The sequence below is a fragment of the Kocuria sp. CPCC 204721 genome (assembly GCF_040980945.1).
Taxonomy (GTDB): Bacteria; Actinomycetota; Actinomycetes; order Actinomycetales; family Micrococcaceae; genus Kocuria; species Kocuria marina.
The window spans coordinates 406,241-426,790 of record NZ_JAVKPO010000001.1; the positions used below are offsets into that span (position 1 = coordinate 406,241).

Annotated in this window: 16 protein-coding genes; 13 read left to right on the forward strand and 3 right to left on the reverse strand. The window is 70.2% G+C overall.

The genetic code is table 11. From position 1 onward, the window contains the following. The first annotated feature begins 145 nt into the window (after window positions 1-145). The 9 genes from RF637_RS01965 to RF637_RS02005 all read left to right on the forward strand — a co-directional run bounded on the left by RF637_RS01965 (window position 146) and on the right by RF637_RS02005 (window position 12,882). Window positions 146-517, forward strand: a complete 372-nt coding sequence (locus RF637_RS01965; RefSeq protein ID WP_035959524.1) for a holo-ACP synthase — start codon at window positions 146-148, stop codon at window positions 515-517. Beyond that, the gene (locus tag RF637_RS01970) at window positions 510-2,195 is read left to right on the forward strand and encodes a bifunctional ADP-dependent NAD(P)H-hydrate dehydratase/NAD(P)H-hydrate epimerase (protein WP_368835004.1); all 1,686 of its coding nucleotides are present in this window, start codon (window positions 510-512) and stop codon (window positions 2,193-2,195) included. Before RF637_RS01965 ends, RF637_RS01970 begins: the two co-directional genes overlap by 8 nt. Window positions 2,196-2,278: 83 nt before the next feature. Beyond that, window positions 2,279-4,471, forward strand: a complete 2,193-nt coding sequence (gene glgX, locus RF637_RS01975) for a glycogen debranching protein GlgX (RefSeq protein WP_144998336.1) — start codon at window positions 2,279-2,281, stop codon at window positions 4,469-4,471. A 166-nt stretch (window positions 4,472-4,637) separates the two neighbouring features. Continuing rightward, window positions 4,638-7,001, forward strand: a complete 2,364-nt coding sequence (gene treY, locus RF637_RS01980; RefSeq protein ID WP_144998338.1) for a malto-oligosyltrehalose synthase — start codon at window positions 4,638-4,640, stop codon at window positions 6,999-7,001. A 3-nt stretch (window positions 7,002-7,004) separates the two neighbouring features. Continuing rightward, window positions 7,005-8,828, forward strand: a complete 1,824-nt coding sequence (gene treZ, locus RF637_RS01985) for a malto-oligosyltrehalose trehalohydrolase (RefSeq protein ID WP_144998340.1) — start codon at window positions 7,005-7,007, stop codon at window positions 8,826-8,828. Window positions 8,829-8,997: 169 nt separating this feature from the next. Next, entirely contained in the window at window positions 8,998-10,089 is a 1,092-nt protein-coding gene (mgrA, locus tag RF637_RS01990; RefSeq protein ID WP_064847336.1) for an L-glyceraldehyde 3-phosphate reductase, read from the forward strand. Next, window positions 10,086-10,910: a LysE family translocator gene (locus RF637_RS01995; protein WP_167318200.1), complete on the forward strand. Its 825-nt coding sequence runs from the start codon at window positions 10,086-10,088 to the stop codon at window positions 10,908-10,910. The genes mgrA and RF637_RS01995 overlap by 4 nt, the downstream gene beginning before the upstream one ends. Window positions 10,911-11,088: 178 nt before the next feature. Continuing rightward, complete coding sequence (locus tag RF637_RS02000) at window positions 11,089-12,174, forward strand: inositol-3-phosphate synthase (protein WP_064847334.1); 1,086 nt, start codon at window positions 11,089-11,091, stop codon at window positions 12,172-12,174. 108 nt (window positions 12,175-12,282) lie between these two features. After that, on the forward strand, window positions 12,283-12,882 hold the full coding sequence (locus RF637_RS02005) for a flavodoxin domain-containing protein (protein WP_368844008.1): 600 nt from the start codon (window positions 12,283-12,285) through the stop codon (window positions 12,880-12,882). Here RF637_RS02005 and RF637_RS02010 read toward each other — a convergent pair. Together RF637_RS02010 and RF637_RS02015 are read right to left on the reverse strand one after the other, a co-directional pair. Further along, window positions 12,842-13,639, reverse strand: a complete 798-nt coding sequence (locus tag RF637_RS02010) for a phosphatase (protein WP_318541723.1) — start codon at window positions 13,637-13,639, stop codon at window positions 12,842-12,844. The two genes, RF637_RS02005 and RF637_RS02010, sit on opposite strands and share 41 nt — an antisense overlap. Before the next feature lie 10 nt (window positions 13,640-13,649). Further along, entirely contained in the window at window positions 13,650-14,885 is a 1,236-nt protein-coding gene (locus RF637_RS02015; protein ID WP_368844009.1) for a glycosyltransferase, read from the reverse strand. Window positions 14,886-14,999: 114 nt separating this feature from the next. Here RF637_RS02015 and alr point away from each other — a divergent pair, with 114 nt between their 5' ends. The 4 genes from alr (at window position 15,000) to tsaD (ending at window position 19,368) form a co-directional block, all read left to right on the forward strand. Then, complete coding sequence (gene alr / locus RF637_RS02020; RefSeq protein WP_368844010.1) at window positions 15,000-16,952, forward strand: alanine racemase; 1,953 nt, start codon at window positions 15,000-15,002, stop codon at window positions 16,950-16,952. Between the two features lie 106 nt (window positions 16,953-17,058). Beyond that, on the forward strand, window positions 17,059-17,745 hold the full coding sequence (gene tsaB, locus RF637_RS02025) for a tRNA (adenosine(37)-N6)-threonylcarbamoyltransferase complex dimerization subunit type 1 TsaB (RefSeq protein WP_368834996.1): 687 nt from the start codon (window positions 17,059-17,061) through the stop codon (window positions 17,743-17,745). 11 nt (window positions 17,746-17,756) lie between these two features. Continuing rightward, window positions 17,757-18,302 (forward strand): ribosomal protein S18-alanine N-acetyltransferase, encoded by a 546-nt coding sequence (gene rimI / locus RF637_RS02030; protein ID WP_368844011.1) that lies wholly within the window; start codon window positions 17,757-17,759, stop codon window positions 18,300-18,302. Continuing rightward, complete coding sequence (gene tsaD / locus RF637_RS02035) at window positions 18,289-19,368, forward strand: tRNA (adenosine(37)-N6)-threonylcarbamoyltransferase complex transferase subunit TsaD (protein WP_098054353.1); 1,080 nt, start codon at window positions 18,289-18,291, stop codon at window positions 19,366-19,368. Before rimI ends, tsaD begins: the two co-directional genes overlap by 14 nt. Window positions 19,369-19,389: 21 nt before the next feature. On the opposite strand, the gene RF637_RS02040 is transcribed toward tsaD, so the two are convergent. Next, complete coding sequence (locus RF637_RS02040) at window positions 19,390-20,535, reverse strand: glutamate--cysteine ligase (RefSeq protein WP_368844012.1); 1,146 nt, start codon at window positions 20,533-20,535, stop codon at window positions 19,390-19,392. Between the last annotated feature and the right edge of the window lie 15 nt (window positions 20,536-20,550).

The window sequence follows — 20,550 nt, forward strand, 5'->3', positions numbered from 1 at the left end:
CCGGTTCGTCCGTCCGACGGCGGGTGACGCTTCCCACGGGAGCGTCACCCGCCGTCGTCGTACCCGGGCATGCCGCGACGCCCATGGGGCCCGGGCCGTGCCGCGGCGCCCGTGAGGGGTCGGGCGGCGCCGGTAGGCTGGCGACATGATTGTGGGCACCGGCGTGGACATCGTGGACATCGCGCGTTTCGAACGACAGCTGGAGCGCACGCCGCGATTGCGGGAACGCCTGTTCGTTCCGCACGAACGGGAACTGCACCCGCGCTCGCTGGCAGCGCGCTTCGCGGTCAAGGAGGCCGCGGCCAAGGCGCTGCTGGCCCCGCCGGGGATGATCTGGCAGGACTGCTGGATCAGCAACGACGCCCACGGCGCTCCCCGTCTGCACACCGCGGGCACCGTGGCCGAGCAGGCGCGGCGCAGGGGCGTGGAAACATGGCACGTAACGATCTCCCACGACGGCGGCATGGCCGTGGCGTTCGTCGTGGCCGAGGGACAGGGAGGACACCGCGATGATTGAGGCGTACTCGGGTGAGAGCATCCGCGCCGCGGAACAGCCGCTGCTGGACGAGGGCTACGGGGACGTGCTGATGCGTCGTGCGGCCCTGGGACTGGCCCGCGGCTGCGAAGCGCAGTTGCGCCTGGCCAACCGGAGAGGGTTGTTGGGTGGCACCACGGCGGTGCTGCTCGTGGGCTCGGGCAACAACGGCGGGGACGGACTGTGGGCGGGCGCGTTCCTGCGCCGCAGCGGCGTGAAGGTCGTGGCCATCCTGACCGGCACGCGCGTGTACGAACAGGGCCTGCGGGCGCTGCTCGCTCGCGGCGGCACCGCGCTGCGGCTCACCGACCAGGACGGCGAGGAGCGCGAACTCTCGGACGCCGTGGCCGCCGCGCACCCGGTGGAGGTGTCCCGCGCGGTCTCCCTCATGGCCGACGCCCACCTGATCGTGGACGCCGTGCTCGGCACCGGTGCGCAGGGCGGGCTGCGGGGTACGGCCGCCGAGCTCGTGCGGGCGTTCACCGAACGGCAGCGGGATCCCGCCGCCGCGCGTGAACGGCGCTTCCCACGGATCGTGGCGTGCGACCTCGTCTCCGGCGTCAGCACGGATACCGGCGAGGCTCCCGAGCCGGTCCTGCATGCCCACGCGACCATCACGTTCGGCGGGGCCAAGACGGGCCACGTGGTGTCCCCGGGGGAGCAGGCCACGGGGGCGCTCACGGTGGTGCCCATCGGGATCGAGGACCGGCTGAGCGACCCCGCCGTGCACCGGCTCGAACCGCGTGACGTGCTCGCCGCGTGGCCGCGTCCCGGTGCGACCGACACTAAGTACACCCGAGGTGTGCTGGGCGTCGTGGCCGGCGCGTCGAGCTATCCGGGCGCGGCGATCATGTGCACCCAGGCGGCGGTCAACGCTGGCGCGGGGATGGTCCGCTTCCTGGGGGATTCGACCACGCGCGGCATGGTGCTCGCGCGCAGTCCGGAGGTCGTGTGCTCGGACGACCAGCCGTGGGACGTCCACGTCCAGGCGTGGCTCGCGGGCCCCGGCGTGGTGGGGGACGAGTCCCAGGCCGCGCGCGTGCAGGCAATCATCGAGGCCCAGGAGCCGGCTGTGCTGGACGCAGGTGCGCTCGACGCCGCTGCGCGATCCGTGGTCGACGCCGCTCTGGGCCCCCATAAGATCCTCACGCCCCACGCGGGGGAGCTGTCCCAGGTCTTCGAGTGGCTCCACGGTTTCGGGGTGTGCGATTCCACGGTGGAGCGCTCCGAGATCGAGGCCAACCCCGTGCACTGGGCCGGTGAAGCCGCGCGCCTCACGGGCGCCACGGTGTTGCTCAAGGGCGCGTCCACCGTGATCGCGTCCCCCGTGGGACGGAACGGGGACGCATGCGAGGACGGGAACGCTTCCGGGCGCGACGAATGCCTGTGCCTGAGCATCGGCCACGCGAGCCCCTGGCTGGCCACGGCGGGTTCGGGGGACACCCTCGCCGGGATCCTGGGCACGGTCGTGGCCCACGTGGCCGAGCACCCGGACGCGCTCGCGGTCCTGGGCGACTGGGCCCGCGGGGACGGTCGCTGGGCGGCCGCCGCGGCCCTCGGGGCCGGTCTGCACGCGGTGGCCTCACGGGCGGATGGGGAGGGCCCCGTCCCGCCGTCGGTGCTCGCGGAGAACGTGCGCGCGGTGCTGACCCGTCCGTGAGCCGCGACCCGAACGACTATTGTTAGTGGCTGGCTGTGAGCGGGGATCCGCTCACAGCCCCACGACACGCTGAGGAGAAGTACATGGAAGTTTGGCCAGGACAACCGTACCCGTTGGGCGCCACGTTCGACGGCACGGGGACCAATTTCGCGCTCTTCTCCGAGGTCGCGGACCGTGTGGAACTGTGCCTGTTCGAGGAGGACGGCACGGAGACGCGCGTGGAGGTCACCGCCGTGGACAGCTACGTGTGGCACTGCTACCTCCCCCAGGTGCAGCCCGGTCAGCGCTACGGGTACCGGGTGCACGGGCCGTGGGATCCGTCCCAGGGGTTGCGGTGCAACCCGGACAAGTTGCTCCTGGACCCCTACGCCAAGGCCGTGGAGGGCGGGATCGACTGGGACGAGTCCCTGTTCTCCTACAACTTCGGCGACGAGGACTCCGAGAACCACCAGGACTCCGCGGAACACATGATGAAGGGCGTGGTGATCAACCCGTTCTTCGACTGGGAGGGTGACCGCACCCCGCGCACCCCGTACCACAAGTCCGTGATCTACGAGGCCCACGTCAAGGGCCTCACCATGCAGCACCCGGAGGTCCCGGAGGAACAGCGCGGCACATACGCCGGTGTGTCCCACCCCGCGGTCATCGAACACCTGCAGAAGCTGGGTGTCACCGCGATCGAACTGATGCCCGTGCACCAGTTCGTCCAGGACTCCACGCTGCTCGAGAAGGGGCTGCGCAACTACTGGGGTTACAACACCATCGCGTTCTTCGCGCCCCACAACGAGTACAGCGCGGCCTCCCACCTGGGCAGCCAGGTCCAGGAGTTCAAGGCCATGGTGCGCGCACTGCACCAAGCGGACATCGAGGTCATCCTGGACGTGGTGTACAACCACACGGCCGAGGGCAACCACATGGGCCCCACACTGTCCATGAAGGGCATCGACAACACCGCGTACTACCGCACCGTGGACGACGACCAGAAGTTCTACATGGACTACACGGGTACCGGTAACTCCCTGAACGTGCGTCACCCCCACTCGCTGCAGCTGATCATGGACTCGCTGCGCTACTGGGTCACCGAGATGCACGTGGACGGTTTCCGTTTCGACCTCGCCGCCACGCTGGCCCGTGAGTTCTACGACGTGGACAAGCTCTCCACGTTCTTCGAACTCGTCCAGCAGGACCCTATCGTCTCGCAGGTCAAGCTGATCGCCGAACCCTGGGACATCGGTCCCGGTGGCTACCAGGTGGGCAACTTCCCGCCGCAGTGGACCGAGTGGAACGGCAAGTACCGGGACACCGTGCGTGATTTCTGGCGCGGGGAGCCCTCGACCCTGGGGGAGTTCGCGTCCCGTGTCACCGGTTCCGCGGACCTCTACGAGAACAGCGGCCGGCGCCCCTTCGCCTCGGTGAACTTCGTGACCGCCCACGATGGCTTCACACTGCGGGACCTCGTGTCCTACAACGAGAAGCACAACCAGGAGAACGGCGAGGACAACAACGACGGCGAATCCCACAACCGCTCGTGGAACTGCGGTGAGGAGGGGCCCACGGACGATCCCGAGGTGCTCGCGATGCGTGCGCGTCAGCAGCGCAACTTCATCGCCACGCTCATGCTGTCCCAGGGCACGCCCATGCTGTTGCACGGTGACGAGGCGGGGCGCACCCAGAAGGGCAACAACAACACGTACTGCCAGGACAACGAGCTCACGTGGATCAACTGGGAGAAGGTGGACACTCCGCTCGTGGAGTTCACCTCGGTGATCACCCACCTGCGCCACGAACACCCCACGTTCCGCCGCTCGCAGTTCTTCGACGGGCGTCCCGTGGACATGGGCGAGCGTGCCGAGGGCGATCCCATGCCGGACATTGCGTGGCTCAACACGGACGGCACGCCCATGGTGCCCGCCGACTGGGACGAGCCCTTGGCTCGTGCCGTGGGCATGTGGCTCAACGGTCAGGGCATCACGGGAGTGGATATGCGCGGTCGCCGGATCACGGACGTGAACTTCATCGTGTACTTCAACTCCAACCCCGAGCCCGTGGACGTCACACTGCCCCCGGCCAGCTACGGCATGAAGTGGGAGGAGATCGTGGACACCGCCGGCGAGCATGCGGACGGTGCCGTGCGCGGGCACTCCTCCACGTTGCGGATGGCAGGCAAGTCCACGGTGCTGTTGCGCGCGTGGGAGGCCCCCGAGGAAGAGCCGGACGCCTCCGTGGCCGCGTCCGTCGCGGCAGCGGTGTACGCGGCGTCGTCCGACGACGCCTGAGCGCCCCGCGGTGCGTGACCGGGCAGATCGCCCGCAGCCCGCGCCGCGCTGAACACGACTGCGGACGCGTCACCCCACACGGGTGGCGCGTCCGCCGTTTACGTCACGGTGCTCGTTGAGCGCGGGGTGACTGGCCCGAGCGCGCGCATTCGGCAAGACTGTAGGGGTGCTGACACCCACTTCAACGTACCGGTTGCAAATCACGACCCAGCAGGACCTGCATCGCGCGGCGGAACTGGTCCCCTACATCAAGCGTCTGGGGGCGGGGTGGGTGTACCTCTCGCCCATCCTGCGGGCCACGAGCGGCTCGGACCACGGGTACGACGTCGTAGATCCCACCGAGGTGGATCCCGAACGCGGGGGATCGGAGGGGCTGAAGGCACTGTCCGATGCCGCGCACGAGGCCGGACTGGGCGTCGTCGTGGACATCGTGCCCAACCACCAGGGCGTGGCCGCCCCGCAGGAGAACCCGTGGTGGTGGTCGCTGCTCGAGAAGGGGCAGGACAGCCCCTACGCGGACGCGTTCGACGTGGACTGGCAGGCTGGCGGCGGCAAGATCTTGATCCCGGTGCTCGGCGACGGTGACGAGGACCTCTCCGCGCTCACCGTCCAGGACGGGACGCTGCGCTACTACGACAACGTCTACCCCCTGGCCGAGGGCACGTACCGCGAGGGCGACGATCCCGCCGAGGTGCACGGGCGGCAGCACTACGAACTGATCAACTGGCGCCGCGGTGACTCCGAGCTGAACTACCGCCGGTTCTTCACCGTGGCCACGCTCGCCGGGGTGCGGGTCGAGGACGCCCGTGTCTTCGAGGAGTCCCACGCGGAGGTCGCGCGCTGGTTCCGCGAGGGACTCGTGGACGGGCTGCGCATAGACCACCCGGACGGGGTGCGGGACCCGCAGGACTACCTCGGGAAGCTGGCCGGGCTCACGGACGGCGCGTGGACCGTCGTCGAGAAGATCTTGGAACCGGGGGAGTACCTGCCCGAACAGTGGCGCACGGCCGGGACCACGGGCTACGACTCGTTGGGCTGGATCGACCGGGTGCTCACGGACGCGCGCGGGCACTACGAGCTCGCCTCATTGGACACCAAGCTGCGCGGTGGTCAGCCCGTGCGCTGGGACCCGCTGATCCACGAGACCAAGCGCCGGATGGCGGACGCTGGCCTGGCCGCGGAGGTGCACCGCCTGGTGCGCGAACTGCCGGCCGACTTCCCGCACGGGGCCGCGGCGTCGTACGACGGTCTCGCCGAGATCCTCGCCAACTTCCCGGTGTACCGCACGTACCTGCCCGAGGGTGCGCAGTACCTGCGCGACGCGGTCGCCGCCGCGCGGCGGTGGCGCCCCGAGCTCGCGGACGTGCTCGACGACCTCGCGCGTGAACTCGGCGGGGACGTGAACGGCACCCTGAGCGGAGTGGCGCAGCGTTTCCAGCAGACCTCGGGCATGGTCATGGCCAAGGGCGTGGAAGACACCGCGTTCTACCGATACCCCAAGCTCTCCTCCCTCACCGAGGTGGGCGGTGACCCCTCGGTCTTCTCGCTCACGCCCGAGCAGTTCCACGCGGAGGCGGCGCGGCGGCAGCGTGAATCGCCCTCGACCATGAACGCACTGACCACCCACGACACCAAGCGCTCGGCATCGGTGCGTGCGCGGATCACGGTGCTCTCGGAGCAGCCCAGGGCCTGGTCCGAGACCGTGGCCACGCTCGTCAATCGCGCCAAGGACGCGCAGATCGAGCTGGCGGACGGACCCGCCGTGAACCTCGTCCTGCAGGCCGTGGTGGGTGCGTGGCCGCTCGAGCGCAATCGTGCCGTGGACTACGCGATGAAGGCCGTGCGCGAGGCGTCCGTGTCCACCGCGTGGGTGGACGGGGACGAGCACTTCGAGGCGGAGCTGACCCGGTTCATCGACTTCCTCTTCAGCAACCCGCGCGCCCGCGGCATCGTGGAGGGATGCGTGGAGCGCGTGAGCGCACCGGGGTTCAGCAACGCCCTGGCGGCCACCGCGCTGCAGCTGACCCTGCCGGGCGTCCCGGACGTCTACCAGGGGCAGGAGTTGTGGGAACCGTCGCTCGTGGACCCCGACAACCGTCGGCCCGTGGACTTCGCGGCGCGCGAGCAGATGTTGGCACGGCTCGACGCCGCTCGGCCGGGTTCCGCGGACGCCACCCCGCCCGTGGACGGCACGGGGGCGGCGCGCATGCTGTTGACCTCGCGCGCCCTGCGGCTGCGCGGCGAGCACCCCGAGCTGTTCACGGAGTACATACCGCTGGAGTTCCGGGGCGCGCTCGCCGAGCACGCCCTGGGCTTCGACCGCGGCGGCGTGGCCACCGTGGTCACCCGCTTCCCCGCGACCCTCGCCCCCGAGGGCGGCTTCACGGACGAGACCGTGGTCCTCGCGCCGGGGACGTGGCAGGACGTCCTCACGCACCGCGAGTACACCACGGACCAGGACGGCGCCGTGCGCCTGGCCGACCTCCTCTTCACCTACCCCGTGGCGATCCTGCGCCGGAAGGACGGCTGAGACATGACCCAGGACCATCGTTTCGACGTGTGGGCACCCCACGCCCGCAAGGTCACCGTCCGCATCGACGGTGTGGACCACCCCATGCAGGGCCTGGCCGATCGCCCCGGCTGGTGGACGCTGCCCGACGACGCCGACGTCCCCCGGGGCACCGTGCGCTACGGCTACCTGCTGACCAAGGTCTTCGACGAGGGCACGGACAAGGAACGCACTTCGGTGTCCGAGGTGCTTCCAGACCCGCGCTCACGCCGCCAGCCGCAAGGTGTGCACGATTTGTCCTGCACGTTCGACCCGGACGCCTTCGAATGGCACGACGCCGCGTGGCGGCCGCGTCCGCTGCGGGACTCGGTGCTCTATGAACTGCACCCCGGGACGTTCACCCCGGAGGGCACGCTCGATGCGGCGATCGGCAAGTTGGACCACCTCGTGGACCTCGGCGTGGACGCCGTGGAACTGTTGCCCGTCAATGGGTTCAACGGGGACCACAACTGGGGCTACGACGGCGTCGCCTGGTACACCGTGGATGAGTCCTACGGTGGGCCCGAGGCCTATCAGCGGTTCGTGGACGCGTGCCACACCAAGGGCATCGCCGTGATCCAGGACGTGGTCTACAACCACCTGGGACCCAGCGGGAACTACCTGCCGCTCTTCGCGGAGTACTTCAAGCCCGGGGCCTCCAGCTGGGGGGACCTGATCAACCTGGACGGGTGGGGTTCGGACGGGGTGCGCGAGTACATCCTGGACAACATCACCATGTGGCTGCGCGAGTACCACGTGGACGGGTTCCGCCTGGATGCCGTGCATGCGCTCGCCGATTCCCGCGCCACGCACATCCTGGAGCAGATCGCCCAGCGCATCGCGGCGGAGTCCGAGCGCACGGGCAAGGAGCTCGTGGCCATCGCGGAATCCGACCTCAACGATCCCCGCATGATCGCGGGTACGGAGGGGCACGGTCTGGGCATGGACGCGCAGTGGCTCGACGACGTCCACCACGCCGCGCACGTGGCGTTCACCGGGGAGACCCACGGGTACTACGGGGACTTCGCATCCCTGCACGCCCTGGAGAAGACCATGCACACGGCGTACTTCCACAACGGGACGTACTCCACGTTCCGTGGCCGCTCGCACGGCCGCGAGATCGATCCTGCCGAGCAGCGGCCGTGGCAGTTCGTGACGTTCCTGCAGAACCACGACCAGGTGGGCAACCGCGCGGCCGGGGACCGGATGAACCACGGCATGAGTGTGGACCGGGCGATCGCGGCCGCCACGTGGCTGCTCACCCAGCCCTACACGCCCATGCTGTTCATGGGCGAGGAGTTCGGGGCCAGCACGCCGTGGCAGTTCTTCACTGCCCACCCCGAACCCGAACTGGGGGAGGCCGTGGCCACGGGCCGCAAGGCGGAATTCGCCGCGATGGCCTGGGATCACGCGACCGTCCCGGATCCCCAGGACCCGCAGACGTTCGAACGTTCCAAGCTCGACTGGGGCGAGGTGCACGAGGGTGAGCACCAGCGCATCCTGGACGCCTACCGAGAGCTGATCGCGCTGCGCCACGACACCCCGGAGCTCACCGATCAGAACTGGGCCACCGTGGCCACCCAGGCGAGCGACTCCGAGCAGTGGTTCGTGCTCAAGCGGATGAGCGAGCCGGAGTCCGAACACGGCGTGGTCGTGGCCGTGAACCTCTCGGACTCCGAACGCGAGCTGCCGCTCATGGGCGGTGACGCCCCGCGGGTGCTCTTCGCGAGTGGCACGGACCCTGACATTACGACGACGCCGGGCGCGGTGCGGCTCGCGCCGGAGACGGCGGTGGTGCTGCGCGTGTAGCTATGCGTGTGGCGTCGTTCTGCGCGGCGTCGGTGTGTGCGGCGGGATTCCATGGGGGCCCGCGCGGGCCCCGCCGCGGCGCCGTCGTGCGGGCTGCTGCACCGGGCCCGAGACGTGACCGTTACCTGCTTCGAGTCAGCCCCACCCGCAAGGTGGCACACTGGACCCCATGCTGACTTTTGGTGAGAACACCGTGTGGACCGCGGCCGAGGACCGCTACGAGACCATGCCGTACCGGCGGGTGGGCAACTCCGGGCTGAAGCTGCCCGCGCTGTCCCTGGGGTTGTGGCATAACTTCGGCGATGACACCCCGCTCGCGACCATGCGGGCCACGCTGCGCCGGGCGTTCGACCTGGGGATCACGCACTTCGACCTGGCCAACAACTACGGCCCGCCCGCGGGCTCCGCAGAGCTGAACTTCGGACGCATCCTGCGGGAGGACTTCGCGCGGTACCGCCAGGAACTCGTGATCTCCACGAAGGCCGGGTGGCAGATGTGGCCCGGCCCGTACGGCGGTGTGGGCGGTTCACGCAAGTACCTGCTCGATTCCATCGACCAGTCGCTCGAACGCATGGGCCTGGACCGCGTGGACATCTTCTACCACCACCGCCCGGACCCGGACACTCCCCTCGAGGAGACCATGGGTGCCCTGCACCATATCGTGCGCTCGGGCCGCGCGAGCTACGTGGGGATCTCGTCCTACAGCGCGGACCTCACGCTCGCCGCGCAGGGGATCATGCGGGAGCTGGGCACTCCACTGCTCATCCACCAGCCCTCGTACTCCATGCTCAACCGCTGGATCGAGCAGCCGGACGAGCACGCGGACGGGAAGAACCTGCTGGGCGCGCTCACGGAAGCGGGCATGGGCTCTATCAGCTTCTCCCCGCTGGCCCAGGGCATGCTCACCGACAAGTACCTGAACGGTGTACCCGAGCACTCCCGCGCGGCCGCTGGGAAGTCACTCAACCCGGACTGGTTGAGCGAGAACACCCTGGATCAGATTCGGGAACTGAACGCGATGGCCCGGGACCGCGGGCAGACGTTGGCCCAGATGGCGATCGCGTGGGTGTTGCGTCCGCAGGCGGAGGGTCAGGTCACGACGGCGCTCGTGGGCGCGTCTTCGCCCGAGCAGATCGCCGATTCCGCCCGCGCCGTGCAGAACTTGGACTTCTCCGACGATGAACTGCAGCGGATCGACGAGCTGGTCTCGGACGCGGACATCAACATCTGGGGGGCGGCCACCGAGTCCAAGCACGTATGACCGCGGCGCAGTACGCCGCGCTGCTGGGACTGTGGATCGCGGGGATCATCTCCCCGGGTCCGGACGTCCTGGTGATTCTGCGCAATGCGTTCCTCACCACACGTGGCAAGGCCATGCTCACGGCGGCGGGGGTGATGGTCGGCAACCTCATGTGGATCACGCTTTCGCTCACGGGCGTGACGCTGGTGATCAACAGCAATCATGTGCTCAAACTTGTGATCCAGATCGCCGGTGCCCTGTTCCTGGCGCGCATGGGCTACGGATCCCTGCGCGCCGGGCTGGCCACGCGCGCGCTGAATCGCGGTGGAACGGGTCACGCGGAGACCTCGGATCCCGAGGCACGAGCGGGCCTCGCCGCGCGGGTCTGCACCGACGGGCAGGACGGCCCCGGCGGTTCGGCCGGATTCAGCGGACCAGTGGACCCCGACGTCGCCGCGAGCCCCGCCGCATCCGCGGGCACAATCGGGGGTCCCGCGTTCTCGAAGGCCGGAGGTCTGCTCGGGACCCGCAACCTCACATCGGGCAAGGCCCTGCTCCAGGGGACGATCACCAACCTGGCCAATGCCAAGGCGATCGTCTTCTTCATCGCCCTGTTCGCGACCGTGGTTCCCGCGGACATCCTGTGGTGGGAGGGACTGATCGCCCTGGCGCTGCTCATGGCCGTGGGCTTGGCGTGGTTCCTGGCCGTCGCGTGGTTCGGTTCCGTCCCCGCCTTGGCGCGGCGGTTCCAAACACGCTCAGCCGAGGTCGAGATTGTGGCCGGGGTCGTGTTCTTGCTGGTCGCGGTGTTGTTGCTCGTGGAGGTCGTCCTGGCCGGGTGACCGTGCAGCGCGAGGGCGGCAGCGGCGTCGTCGTCACGGTGGTGCCCGGGCGAGGCACGTCCGAGCGCGTGGCTAGACTGTGGAGTCGGTTGCGTGCGGCGTGGCACGGCGGGATGCGGTGCCCACGCACGAACGCGCGAGGTGCGCGTGGCCGTCATCACCCGAGCTGAGGAGAACCGTGTCCGAAAATCCCATCCGAGTGGCCATTGCCGGTGTGGGCAACTGCGCCACATCGCTCATCCAGGGCGTCCACTTCTACCGGGACGCAGACCCCTCCGAGACCGTGCCCGGGCTCATGCACGTGCGCTTCGGTGACTACCACGTGGGGGACGTGCAGTTCGTGGCCGCGTTCGACGTGGACGCCGCCAAGGTGGGCTTGGACCTCTCCCAGGCGATCCTGGCCTCCGAGAACAACACCATGGAGATCGCAAAGGTCCCCAACCTGGACGTGAACGTGCAGCGCGGACCCACCCTGGACGGGCTGGGCCAGTACTACCGCGAGACCATCACGGAATCGGACGCCGAGCCCGTGGACGTCGCGCAGGTGCTGCGCGAGCGCGAGGTGGACGTGCTCGTCTCCTACCTCCCGGTGGGTTCCGAGGAGGCCGACCGCTACTACGCGCAGGCCGCGATCGACGCCGGTGTGGCGTTCGTCAACGCCCTGCCCGTGTTCATTGCCGGGACCGACGAGTGGGCGCAGAAGTTCACGGACGCCGGCGTGCCGATCGTGGGCGACGACATCAAGTCCCAGGTGGGCGCGACCATCACCCACCGCGTGCTGGCCAAGCTGCTCGAAGACCGTGGCTACGTCCTGGACCGCACGTACCAGCTCAACGTGGGCGGGAATATGGACTTCAAGAACATGCTCGAGCGCTCGCGGCTCGAGTCCAAGAAGATCTCCAAGACCCAGGCCGTGACGTCCAACGTGCCGCACGAGATGCGGGCCAAGGACGTGCACATCGGCCCCTCGGACTACGTGGGGTGGCTTGACGACCGCAAGTTCGCCTTCGTCCGCCTCGAGGGCCACGGCTTCGGCAACGCCCCGATCTCGCTCGAGTACAAGCTCGAGGTGTGGGACTCGCCCAACTCCGCCGGTGTGATCATCGACGCGATCCGCGCTGCGAAGATCGGCCTGGACCGCGGCATCGGGGGACCGCTGACCTCGGCGTCCTCCTACTTCATGAAGTCCCCGCCCGAGCAGTTCGACGACGACACCGCCCGCGAGAACGTGGAGAAGTTCATCCGCGGCGAGGTCGAGCGCTGATCGTCTCGTAGCACCGCACGACGACGCCGCGAGGGCCGTCCGGCACGTACCGGGCGGCCCTCGGTCGCGTCCGGGGGCGCGCGTCCTGCCGCTGGCCCGGGCCCGCGGGTGCGGCGGCCCGGGTCCCTGGGGGGGGGGTGCGGCCCGGCCCTCGCGCGGTGCAGCGAAAGATCGCCGAGCCCTCGGCGGACGCGCGAGCCAGGTCCGCGGCCGCCCGGACCCGCCGGGGCACGGTCACACCCCGCGGCCAGGTCAGCACGACCGATTCCCGTTCGTTCCCCGGGGACACTGGGCGGCACACCACGGGTAGTCCCTCCCGACTCAGCTCCGTCCCCACGCCCAGGAACGTACCCCGCCGCGCTGGACACCTCCCACCCGCACGTCGTGGTGTGTTCCACGTACGGGGGCGGCGAGCTGCCCACGTCCGCGCGGGCCTTCGCGACGGCGGTGGCCGAAGGAGCCGCGGATCTGAGCAGCGTGCGCTACGCGGCGTTCGGCCTCGGGAACCGCACGTACGGGGGGACGTTCTCGCGCGGCGTCGTCGTGCTGGACGAGACCCTCGCGGCAGCGGGCGCATCCCGGTTCGGGGACGTGGGTCGGCACGACGCCGCCGAGGGCCGACCGCCCGCGCGGCAGGCGTGCGAGTGGCTGGACGGGATCGCCGAACTCAGCCGCGTTCCTGCCCTGCGAGCCCCGCACGGGAAATGATGTAGTCCACCACGGGGTCGTAGAGGTGCGGTGGGACGTTGTCGTCCAGCGGGACCACGACCTCCACCTGCCCCTGGGCCTCAGCGACGAAGATCCCGGGGTCGTTGCAGTCGCCCATCGCGATGGTGGACAGCCCCGCCCGCGAGCCCGCGTACCCGGCCATCCCGTGATCGGCGATCACGAGGTCCGGCGCCTCGCGGCCCTGGTCCCGCAGATGATCGAGGACCAGCTGCATGGGCTCGGGGAAGTGGGTGTGGCGCAGGCCGCCGTACTGCTCGACCATCACGACGTCCTCGATCTGGCGGACGTCCCCGTCCTCGAACGGCAGGGCCTCGTCGAAGCGCAGCACGCGCGCCCCGGACTTGCGTGCCACCCGCGCGAGCCGGGCGTACACGGGCGCGAGGCCGGAGGGATGACCAGTCGCGAACAACAACCGCTTGCGGCCTTGCACCGCGCGGCTGAACAGCTCGGCGTAGCGGTCCAGTCCGGCCACACACAGCTGCGCGGAAATGGAGTCCTGGCCCTCGGCGTACTCGGGGTCGTCGTTGATCCCCACGCGGTCGCGCATGAGCTCGAAGACGGAGTCGAAATCCCAGTCCCTGATGTGCTCGACCCCCATGTGCTGGTGCTGGTCCCCGTCCAGGAAACCCTGGATGTTGCGGAGGTTGGCTTCACGGGGGGTCGCGACGGCCCCGGTGATCCGGGAGCGGTCCAGGTAACGGGCAAGGGAATCACGGCTCAGGTACGCGGTGGTCACACGGGAAAGTTTAGGCGTCGTGCTCGCGCGCCGCACAGGCGAGGTAGGCCGCAGCGTGCTGCGCGGCGACGTCGTCCCACGTCAGTTCGCGCGCTCGCAGCCGAGCAGCGTGTGACATTGCTCGCCACGCGCCCGGGTCCCGGGCCGCGCGGTACAGTGCGTCCGCCCAGCTCGCGGGCTCGCGGTCCGGGACGAGCCGGCCGGTCTCACCGTCGCGCACGGCGTAGCACAGTCCGTCCACGTCCGTGGCCAGGACGGGCGTCCCGCACGCCTGGGCCTCGACCGCCACGAGCCCGAACGTTTCCGACGACGACGCCACGGCCACCGCGTCCACCCGGCCCATGAGTCGGGCGAGGTCCTCGCGGGGCAGGGAGCCGCGGAAGTCGACGGCGCTCGCCACGCCCCCCGCGTCCGCCAGCTCGCGCAGGTGGGCCAGGAAGCCGGGGGAGCCCACACCGGCCAGGATCAAGCGAACGGGAACGTCGGGGTGACTGCGGTGCAACTCTCCGAGCGCGCGGACCAGGATCTGCTGTCCCTTGAGGGGTTGCATGCGTCCCGCGGACAGGACGGTGAAGGGCCCGTTCCGTAACTCGTCCCGTTCGTCCGGGACCGGCGGGTGGAAGACCTCGGGGTCCACCCCGGGCGGGATCACGACCACGCTCGCCGGATCCGCGCCGTACAGCTCCACGACCTGCCGCTGTTCCGCGGGGGTGTTCACCACGGTGCGGCAGGCGTGGGCGATCAGTTCTCGTTCGGCGGCCTCCCGCTCGGCCGGTTCGGGGGACTCGTCCGATCCGGCGCGCAGGTTCTTGGCGGCGGCGGAGGTGTGCAGGGTCAGGACGAGGGGAGCCCGGAGGAAGCTGGCCACGTGGAGCCCGGCCACGCCGGAGAGCCAGTAGTGGGCGTGCACGACGGGCGCGGCGTCGTCGGCGTAATGCTGTGCGAGGGCCTCGCCGAAGGCACGAGCAAACCGGGGCAGGCCCTCCTTGGGGACCTCTGCGGCGCCCGCGAGCGCCACGGTGAGCAGCCGCACGGCCGGGGCGAGGTCCGTCGTGCGAATGCCGGGGGAATGGGACGGATCGCGATCGAGGGTGGCCATGTCCACGGCCCAGCCCGCGTGGGCGAGCGCGTGGGCTAGGTGCCACACGTACACGTTCATGCCACCGGCGTCCCCGGTCCCGGGCTGGTCCACGGGGGACGTGTGCATGCTCAGCAGCAGGACACGGGGCCGATCGGGAGAGGACACGCGACCAGCCTACTGGGGCGGCGTACCGGGACCGCCCGCCCGGGAACGAGTGCGCGTGACTCGGGCGGGGCCGGGCGCGCCGGCGGCGCAGGGCACAATGGAATGGTGAGTGCGATGACAGACCGACAGCCCCGGCAACCCAGCGAACGCAGCGCGGTGGTGGACCTCTCCGCCGTGCAGCACAACGTGCGGCGCCTCGCGGAACTCGCCCGGGGGCGCACGCTGATCGCCGTGGTCAAGGCAGATGCGTACGGCCACGGGGCGGTTCCGGTGGCGCGCGCGGTGCTCGCCGCCGGCGCCCATATGCTCGGCACGGCGCACGCGTCCGAGGCGGTGGCCCTGCGCGACGCGGGCATCACCGCCCCCGTGCTCGCGTGGCTGCACACCCCTGCCACGGACTTCGAACAGGCGCTGCGACGCGACGTCCGCCTGGGTCTCAACGGGTGGGAGCTCGACGCCGTTCTGGCCGCCGCCCGCGACACGGGCACCCCGGCCACGGTGCACCTGAAACTCGATTCCGGGCTCGGCCGTAACGGTGCCACGGTGGAGGAGTGGCCCGGGTTCGTCGAGCGCGTGGTGGCCGCTCAGAACGCCGGTCTGCTGAGCGTGGAAGGGATCTTCACGCACCTCGCCGTCGCGGACGAACCGCAGCGCGAGGCCGAGACCGTTGCGCAATTGCACGCACTCAGCGATGCGGTGCGGATCGCGCGCGACGCGGGCCTGGACCCCACCCTGATCCACGCGGCCAACACCCCCGGATTATTCGGGGCACAGGACATGGCGGATCCCGATCTCATGCTCCGCGACGCCGTGCGGGTGGGGCTGGGCCTGTATGGGCTGAGCCCGTTCGCGGATCGCACCCCCGAGGACTTCGGCCTGCGCCCGGCCATGACCCTGCGGGCCCGTGTGGCCAACGTCAAAGCCGTTCCCGCGGGCCACGGGGTCTCGTACGGTTTCGCGTACCGTACCACCGGGCCCACGCACCTTGCGCTGATCCCGCTGGGCTACGCCGACGGCGTTCCCCGGGTAGCCACGGGCACCCCCGTGCGGATCGGGGACCGGGTGTACCCCGTGGTGGGGCGGATCGCGATGGACCAGTGCGTCGTGGACCTGTCGCGGGGCGGGGAGCCCGCGGCGTCGTCGTCCGGATCGGAACCGCCCGGAGTGGACTCGTCCACGGCGGAACCGCCCGTGCGCGTGGGGGACGAGGCCGTGCTGTTCGGGGCGGGGGAGGACCCGTCCGCCACGCGGTGGGCGGATGCCGCGGGGACGATCAACTACGAGATCGTCACGAGGATCTCGCCGCGCGTACCCCGGGAGTACGTGAACGCTCCCGATGCCGACGGCGTCGGAACAGCCGGGAGCGCGACGGACAGTGCCGCCTGGACCGTGACTCGGCATCCCGACACCGCTCATGACACCCGGGTGCTCGCCGAGCGGGTGGCCGAGCACCTGCGGGCCGGGGACCTGGTCATGCTCAACGGTGACCTCGGCGCCGGAAAGACCACGTTCACCCAGGGGCTCGGCCGGGGCCTCGGGGTGCGCGACGGGATCATTTCCCCCACGTTCGTGTTGAGCCGCGTGCACCCCAACGATCCGGACGGGCCCCACCCGGGCGGACCCGATCTCGTGCACGTGGACGCCTATCGCTTGGACTCCGCGGCGGACGTGGACGACATCGACCTCGAGGACACCGTGGACACGTGCGTGACCGTCGTGGAGTGGGGGACCGGCAAGGTGGAACACCTCAGCGATTCCCGGTTGGTGATCGACATCGTCCGGGCGCGGGGTACGCAGGACGGGCCCGGTTCGGCGGATCCGGTGTCGGACGCGACGGGTGCGGAGTCCACCGTGGGGACCACGGACGGTGAGGACCCCGCGGATCTCCGTGGGGCGGTGCTCTCCGGCGGATCAGGTTCCGACGGAGAGGGCCATTCCCCCTCCGCGGCGGACGTGATCCGCGCCCTCAACGACGAGTGGAAATCCGCGGAGCAACTCAGCGATGAACCGCGCGCGGTGATCGTGCGCGGCTACGGACCCCGTTGGGCGGACCCCCTCCAGTTGTGACCTCGCCACGCAGTGCCGGGGTGAGGGGCGGCCGGAGCCCGGAGTGATGGCGGCTGGCGGTCGCCGGGGCCCGGAGCGGTTGCGGGGCCGGGCTTAGACTGTTCGGGTGCTTGTGCTGAGTCTGGATTCCTCGTCGATCGCGTCCGTGGCACTGTCCCGGGACGGTGAGGTCTTGAGCAGGTTCGACACCGTCGACACCCGATCCCACGCCGAGGCCCTGGCTCCCGCCGTGCACGACCTCATGGCGGAGGCGGGCCTCACCGGCACCGACCTGGACGCCGTTCTCGTGGGCACCGGTCCCGGACCGTTCACGGGTCTGCGCGCGGGACTTGTGACCGGTCGCACCTTGGGCTTTGCCTGGGCCCTGCCTGTCCATGGGGTGTGTTCCCTGGACGCGGCGGCGTTCCACGTGGCCCCGGAGGCGCTCGCCGCGGGTCATGCGGAGTTCGTGGTGGTCACCGATGCGCGCCGCAAGGAGCTCTACCGCCGCGACTACCGGGTGCACGAGGACGAGCTCGGACCCGTGATCACCCCGCTGGGCGATCCCCGGGTTGGCCCCCCGGAGGACGTTCCCGCGCTGCCGTGCTACGGCTCCGGTGCGGGGCTCTACTCCGATCGGTTGTCGCACGCGGTCCCGGGATTCTCGGACCTGCACCCCTCCGCCGCGGATCTCGCCCGGGCGGCGTGGGCGATCACGAGCCGCGGTCAGAAACTGAGCACCGACACGTCCCCCCTGTACCTGCGCGATTCCGACGCCAAGGTGCCCGCATCCCCCAAGCGGGCCACCCGGTGACGGGCCACCCCATGACGGGAGGGCACGCGGCTGCGGTGGGAGCGGCGTCGTCGTTACCGGCGGGCTACGCGCTGCGCCCCATGCAACCTGGGGACCTCGACGACGTGTACGCGCTGGAGACCGTCCTGTTCCCCGAGGACGCCTGGCCCCGGCACATGTTCCACGAGGAACTGACCCACCCCACACGGCAGTACTGGGTGCTCACCCGGGACCGGGAGATCGTGGGCTACGCGGGGATGATGAGCATCCCGCCGGTCGCGGATGTGCAGACCATCGCGGTCGCGAAGGACCACGAGGGCAAGGGCCTGGGCAGTGCCCTGCTGCGCGTGCTGCACGAGGCCGCGATTCGCAGCGGCGCCACCGAGATAATGCTCGAGGTGCGGGCGGACAATCCGCGGGCACAAGAGCTGTACCGCCACTTCGGCTATCACCACATCCACACCCGGGCGCACTACTACGGGCCCGGCCACGACGCGCTGATCATGCGCTGCGAACTGGTCCCCGCGAAGGAGCCCACCCGCAGCGCGGACGGAAGGACCATTCATGAACACCGCTGAACCGCTCGTCATGGGCATCGAGTCCTCGTGCGACGAGACGGGTATCGGGATCGTGCGGGGCACCGAGCTGCTCACCAACACGGTGTCCTCGTCCATGGCCGAACACGTGCGCTTCGGCGGCGTGATCCCCGAGATCGCCTCGCGCGCGCACCTCGAGGCGTTCGTCCCCGCGGTGCGTGCTGCGCTCGACGACGCCGGTGTGACCCTGGACCAGCTCGACGCGATCGCCGTGACCTCCGGGCCCGGGCTCGCCGGGGCGCTCATGGTAGGCGTCGCGGCGGCCAAGGCACTCGCGGTGGCCACGGGCAAACCCCTGTACGCGATCAACCACCTCGTGGCCCACGTGGGGGTGGGTCTGCTCGACGACCGCGGTGAGCTGCCCGACGGCCTGGGCGCGCTGCTCGTCTCCGGGGGCCACACCGAGATCCTGGCCGTCCCCGACATCACGAGCGACGTGCGGCTCCTGGGCGCCACGATCGACGACGCCGCCGGCGAGGCCTACGACAAGGTCGCCCGCCTGCTCGGCCTCTCCTACCCCGGTGGGCCAGCGATCGACAAGGCCGCGAAGGACGGCGACCCGACGGCTTTCGCGTTCCCCCGGGGGCTGACGGCGGGTAAGTACATGGGGTCGGCCGAGAATCCCGGTCCGCACCGTTACGACATGTCCTTCTCCGGCTTGAAGACGGCCGTGGCCCGCGTGGTCGAAGCGTTCGACGCCGCCGATCAACCCGTCCCCGTGGCGGACGTGGCCGCAAGCTTCCAGGAGTCGGTCGTGGACGTGATCGCGCGCAAGACCGTGCTGGCGTGCACCGAACACGGGATCACCACGCTTCTCATGGGCGGGGGCGTGGCCGCCAATTCCCGGTTGCGAGAGGTCGTGACCGCGCGGTGCGGTGAGCACGGGATTCCCGTGGTGATCCCGCCGCTGTCCCTGTGCACCGACAACGGGGCGATGGTCGCGGCCCTGGGCTCCCGACTGGTGGCGCAAGGCCGTCAGCCCACCGGGATCTCGTTCACCGCGGACCCCGGCCTGCCGGTGTCCACGGTGTCGATGCCGGCGGCGTAGTCCTGCCGGGCCGTATCCGGATCAGCGTTCCGAGCGGTTGCGCTCCACGATGTCCATGACCACGGCGCGCAGGTCCCCGCCGTTCTCCCGGGCCACGCGCCGTTGGCGCTGATAGCCCACGGCCCCGCTCATCATGGTCTCCACGTGGGCGAGCTCGCGGGCGCAGCCGAGCTCGTCCGCGAGGGGTTCCAGGTCGGTGAGCAGATCCGCGAGGTCCTCCGTGACCAGGCGCTCGCGATTGCGGGTGTCCCGGATCACCACGGCCTCGAGACCGTAGCGCGCGGCGCGCCACTTGTTCTCCTGGTGGTGCCACGGGGGCATCACGGGGATCGTCTCGCCGTCGTTGAGGGAACGGGAGAAGGACTCCACCAGGCACTGCGTCAGTGCGGCGATCGCGCCCACCTCCCGCAGGGTCGAGGGACCGTCGCACACGCGCATCTCCACGGTCCCGAAGCGGGGGACGGGGCGGATGTCCCAGCGGTTCTCGGAGATCTCCTCGATCACGCCGGTCTGGATGAGGTCGTTGACGTAGGACTCGTACTCGCCCCACGTGTCGAAGTGGAAGGGCAGCCCCGCGGTGGACAGCTGCTGGAAGATCAGTGCCCGGTGGGACGCGTACCCCGTGTCCTGGCCGCACCAGTACGGCGAGTTCGCGGACAGCGCGAGCAGGTGGGGGTAGTAGTTGAGCAGGCCCTCCAGGACGGGCAGGGCCTTGTCCCGGTGGTCGATGCCCACGTGCACGTGGGCCCCGAAGATCACCATCTGCCGCCCCCAGTACTGCGCGCGGTCCAGGACCTTGAAGTAGCGTTCCTTGTCCACCACGGGCTGGTCCGCCCACTGGGAGAACGGGTGGGTCCCCGCGCCGAAGATCTCGAGGGACCGAGGATCCGTGATTTCCCGGATCCGGTCCTGGGTGTCCGCGAGCTGGTCCACGGCCTCGCCCACGGTGTCGCACACACCGGTCACCATCTCCACGGTGTTCTGCAGGAACTCGCCCGTGACATGGGGGTGGTCCCCCTCCTCACCGAACTGCGGGTGCTGCGCCACGAGGGCATCGAGGACCTCCTGGCCGCGCGGGGCGAGCTCGCCGCTCTCGCGCTCGACCAGGGCGACCTCCCACTCCACACCCAGGGTGGAACGTTCGGAGCTGTGGAAATCAATCTGCACGGCGTGGTCCTCTCA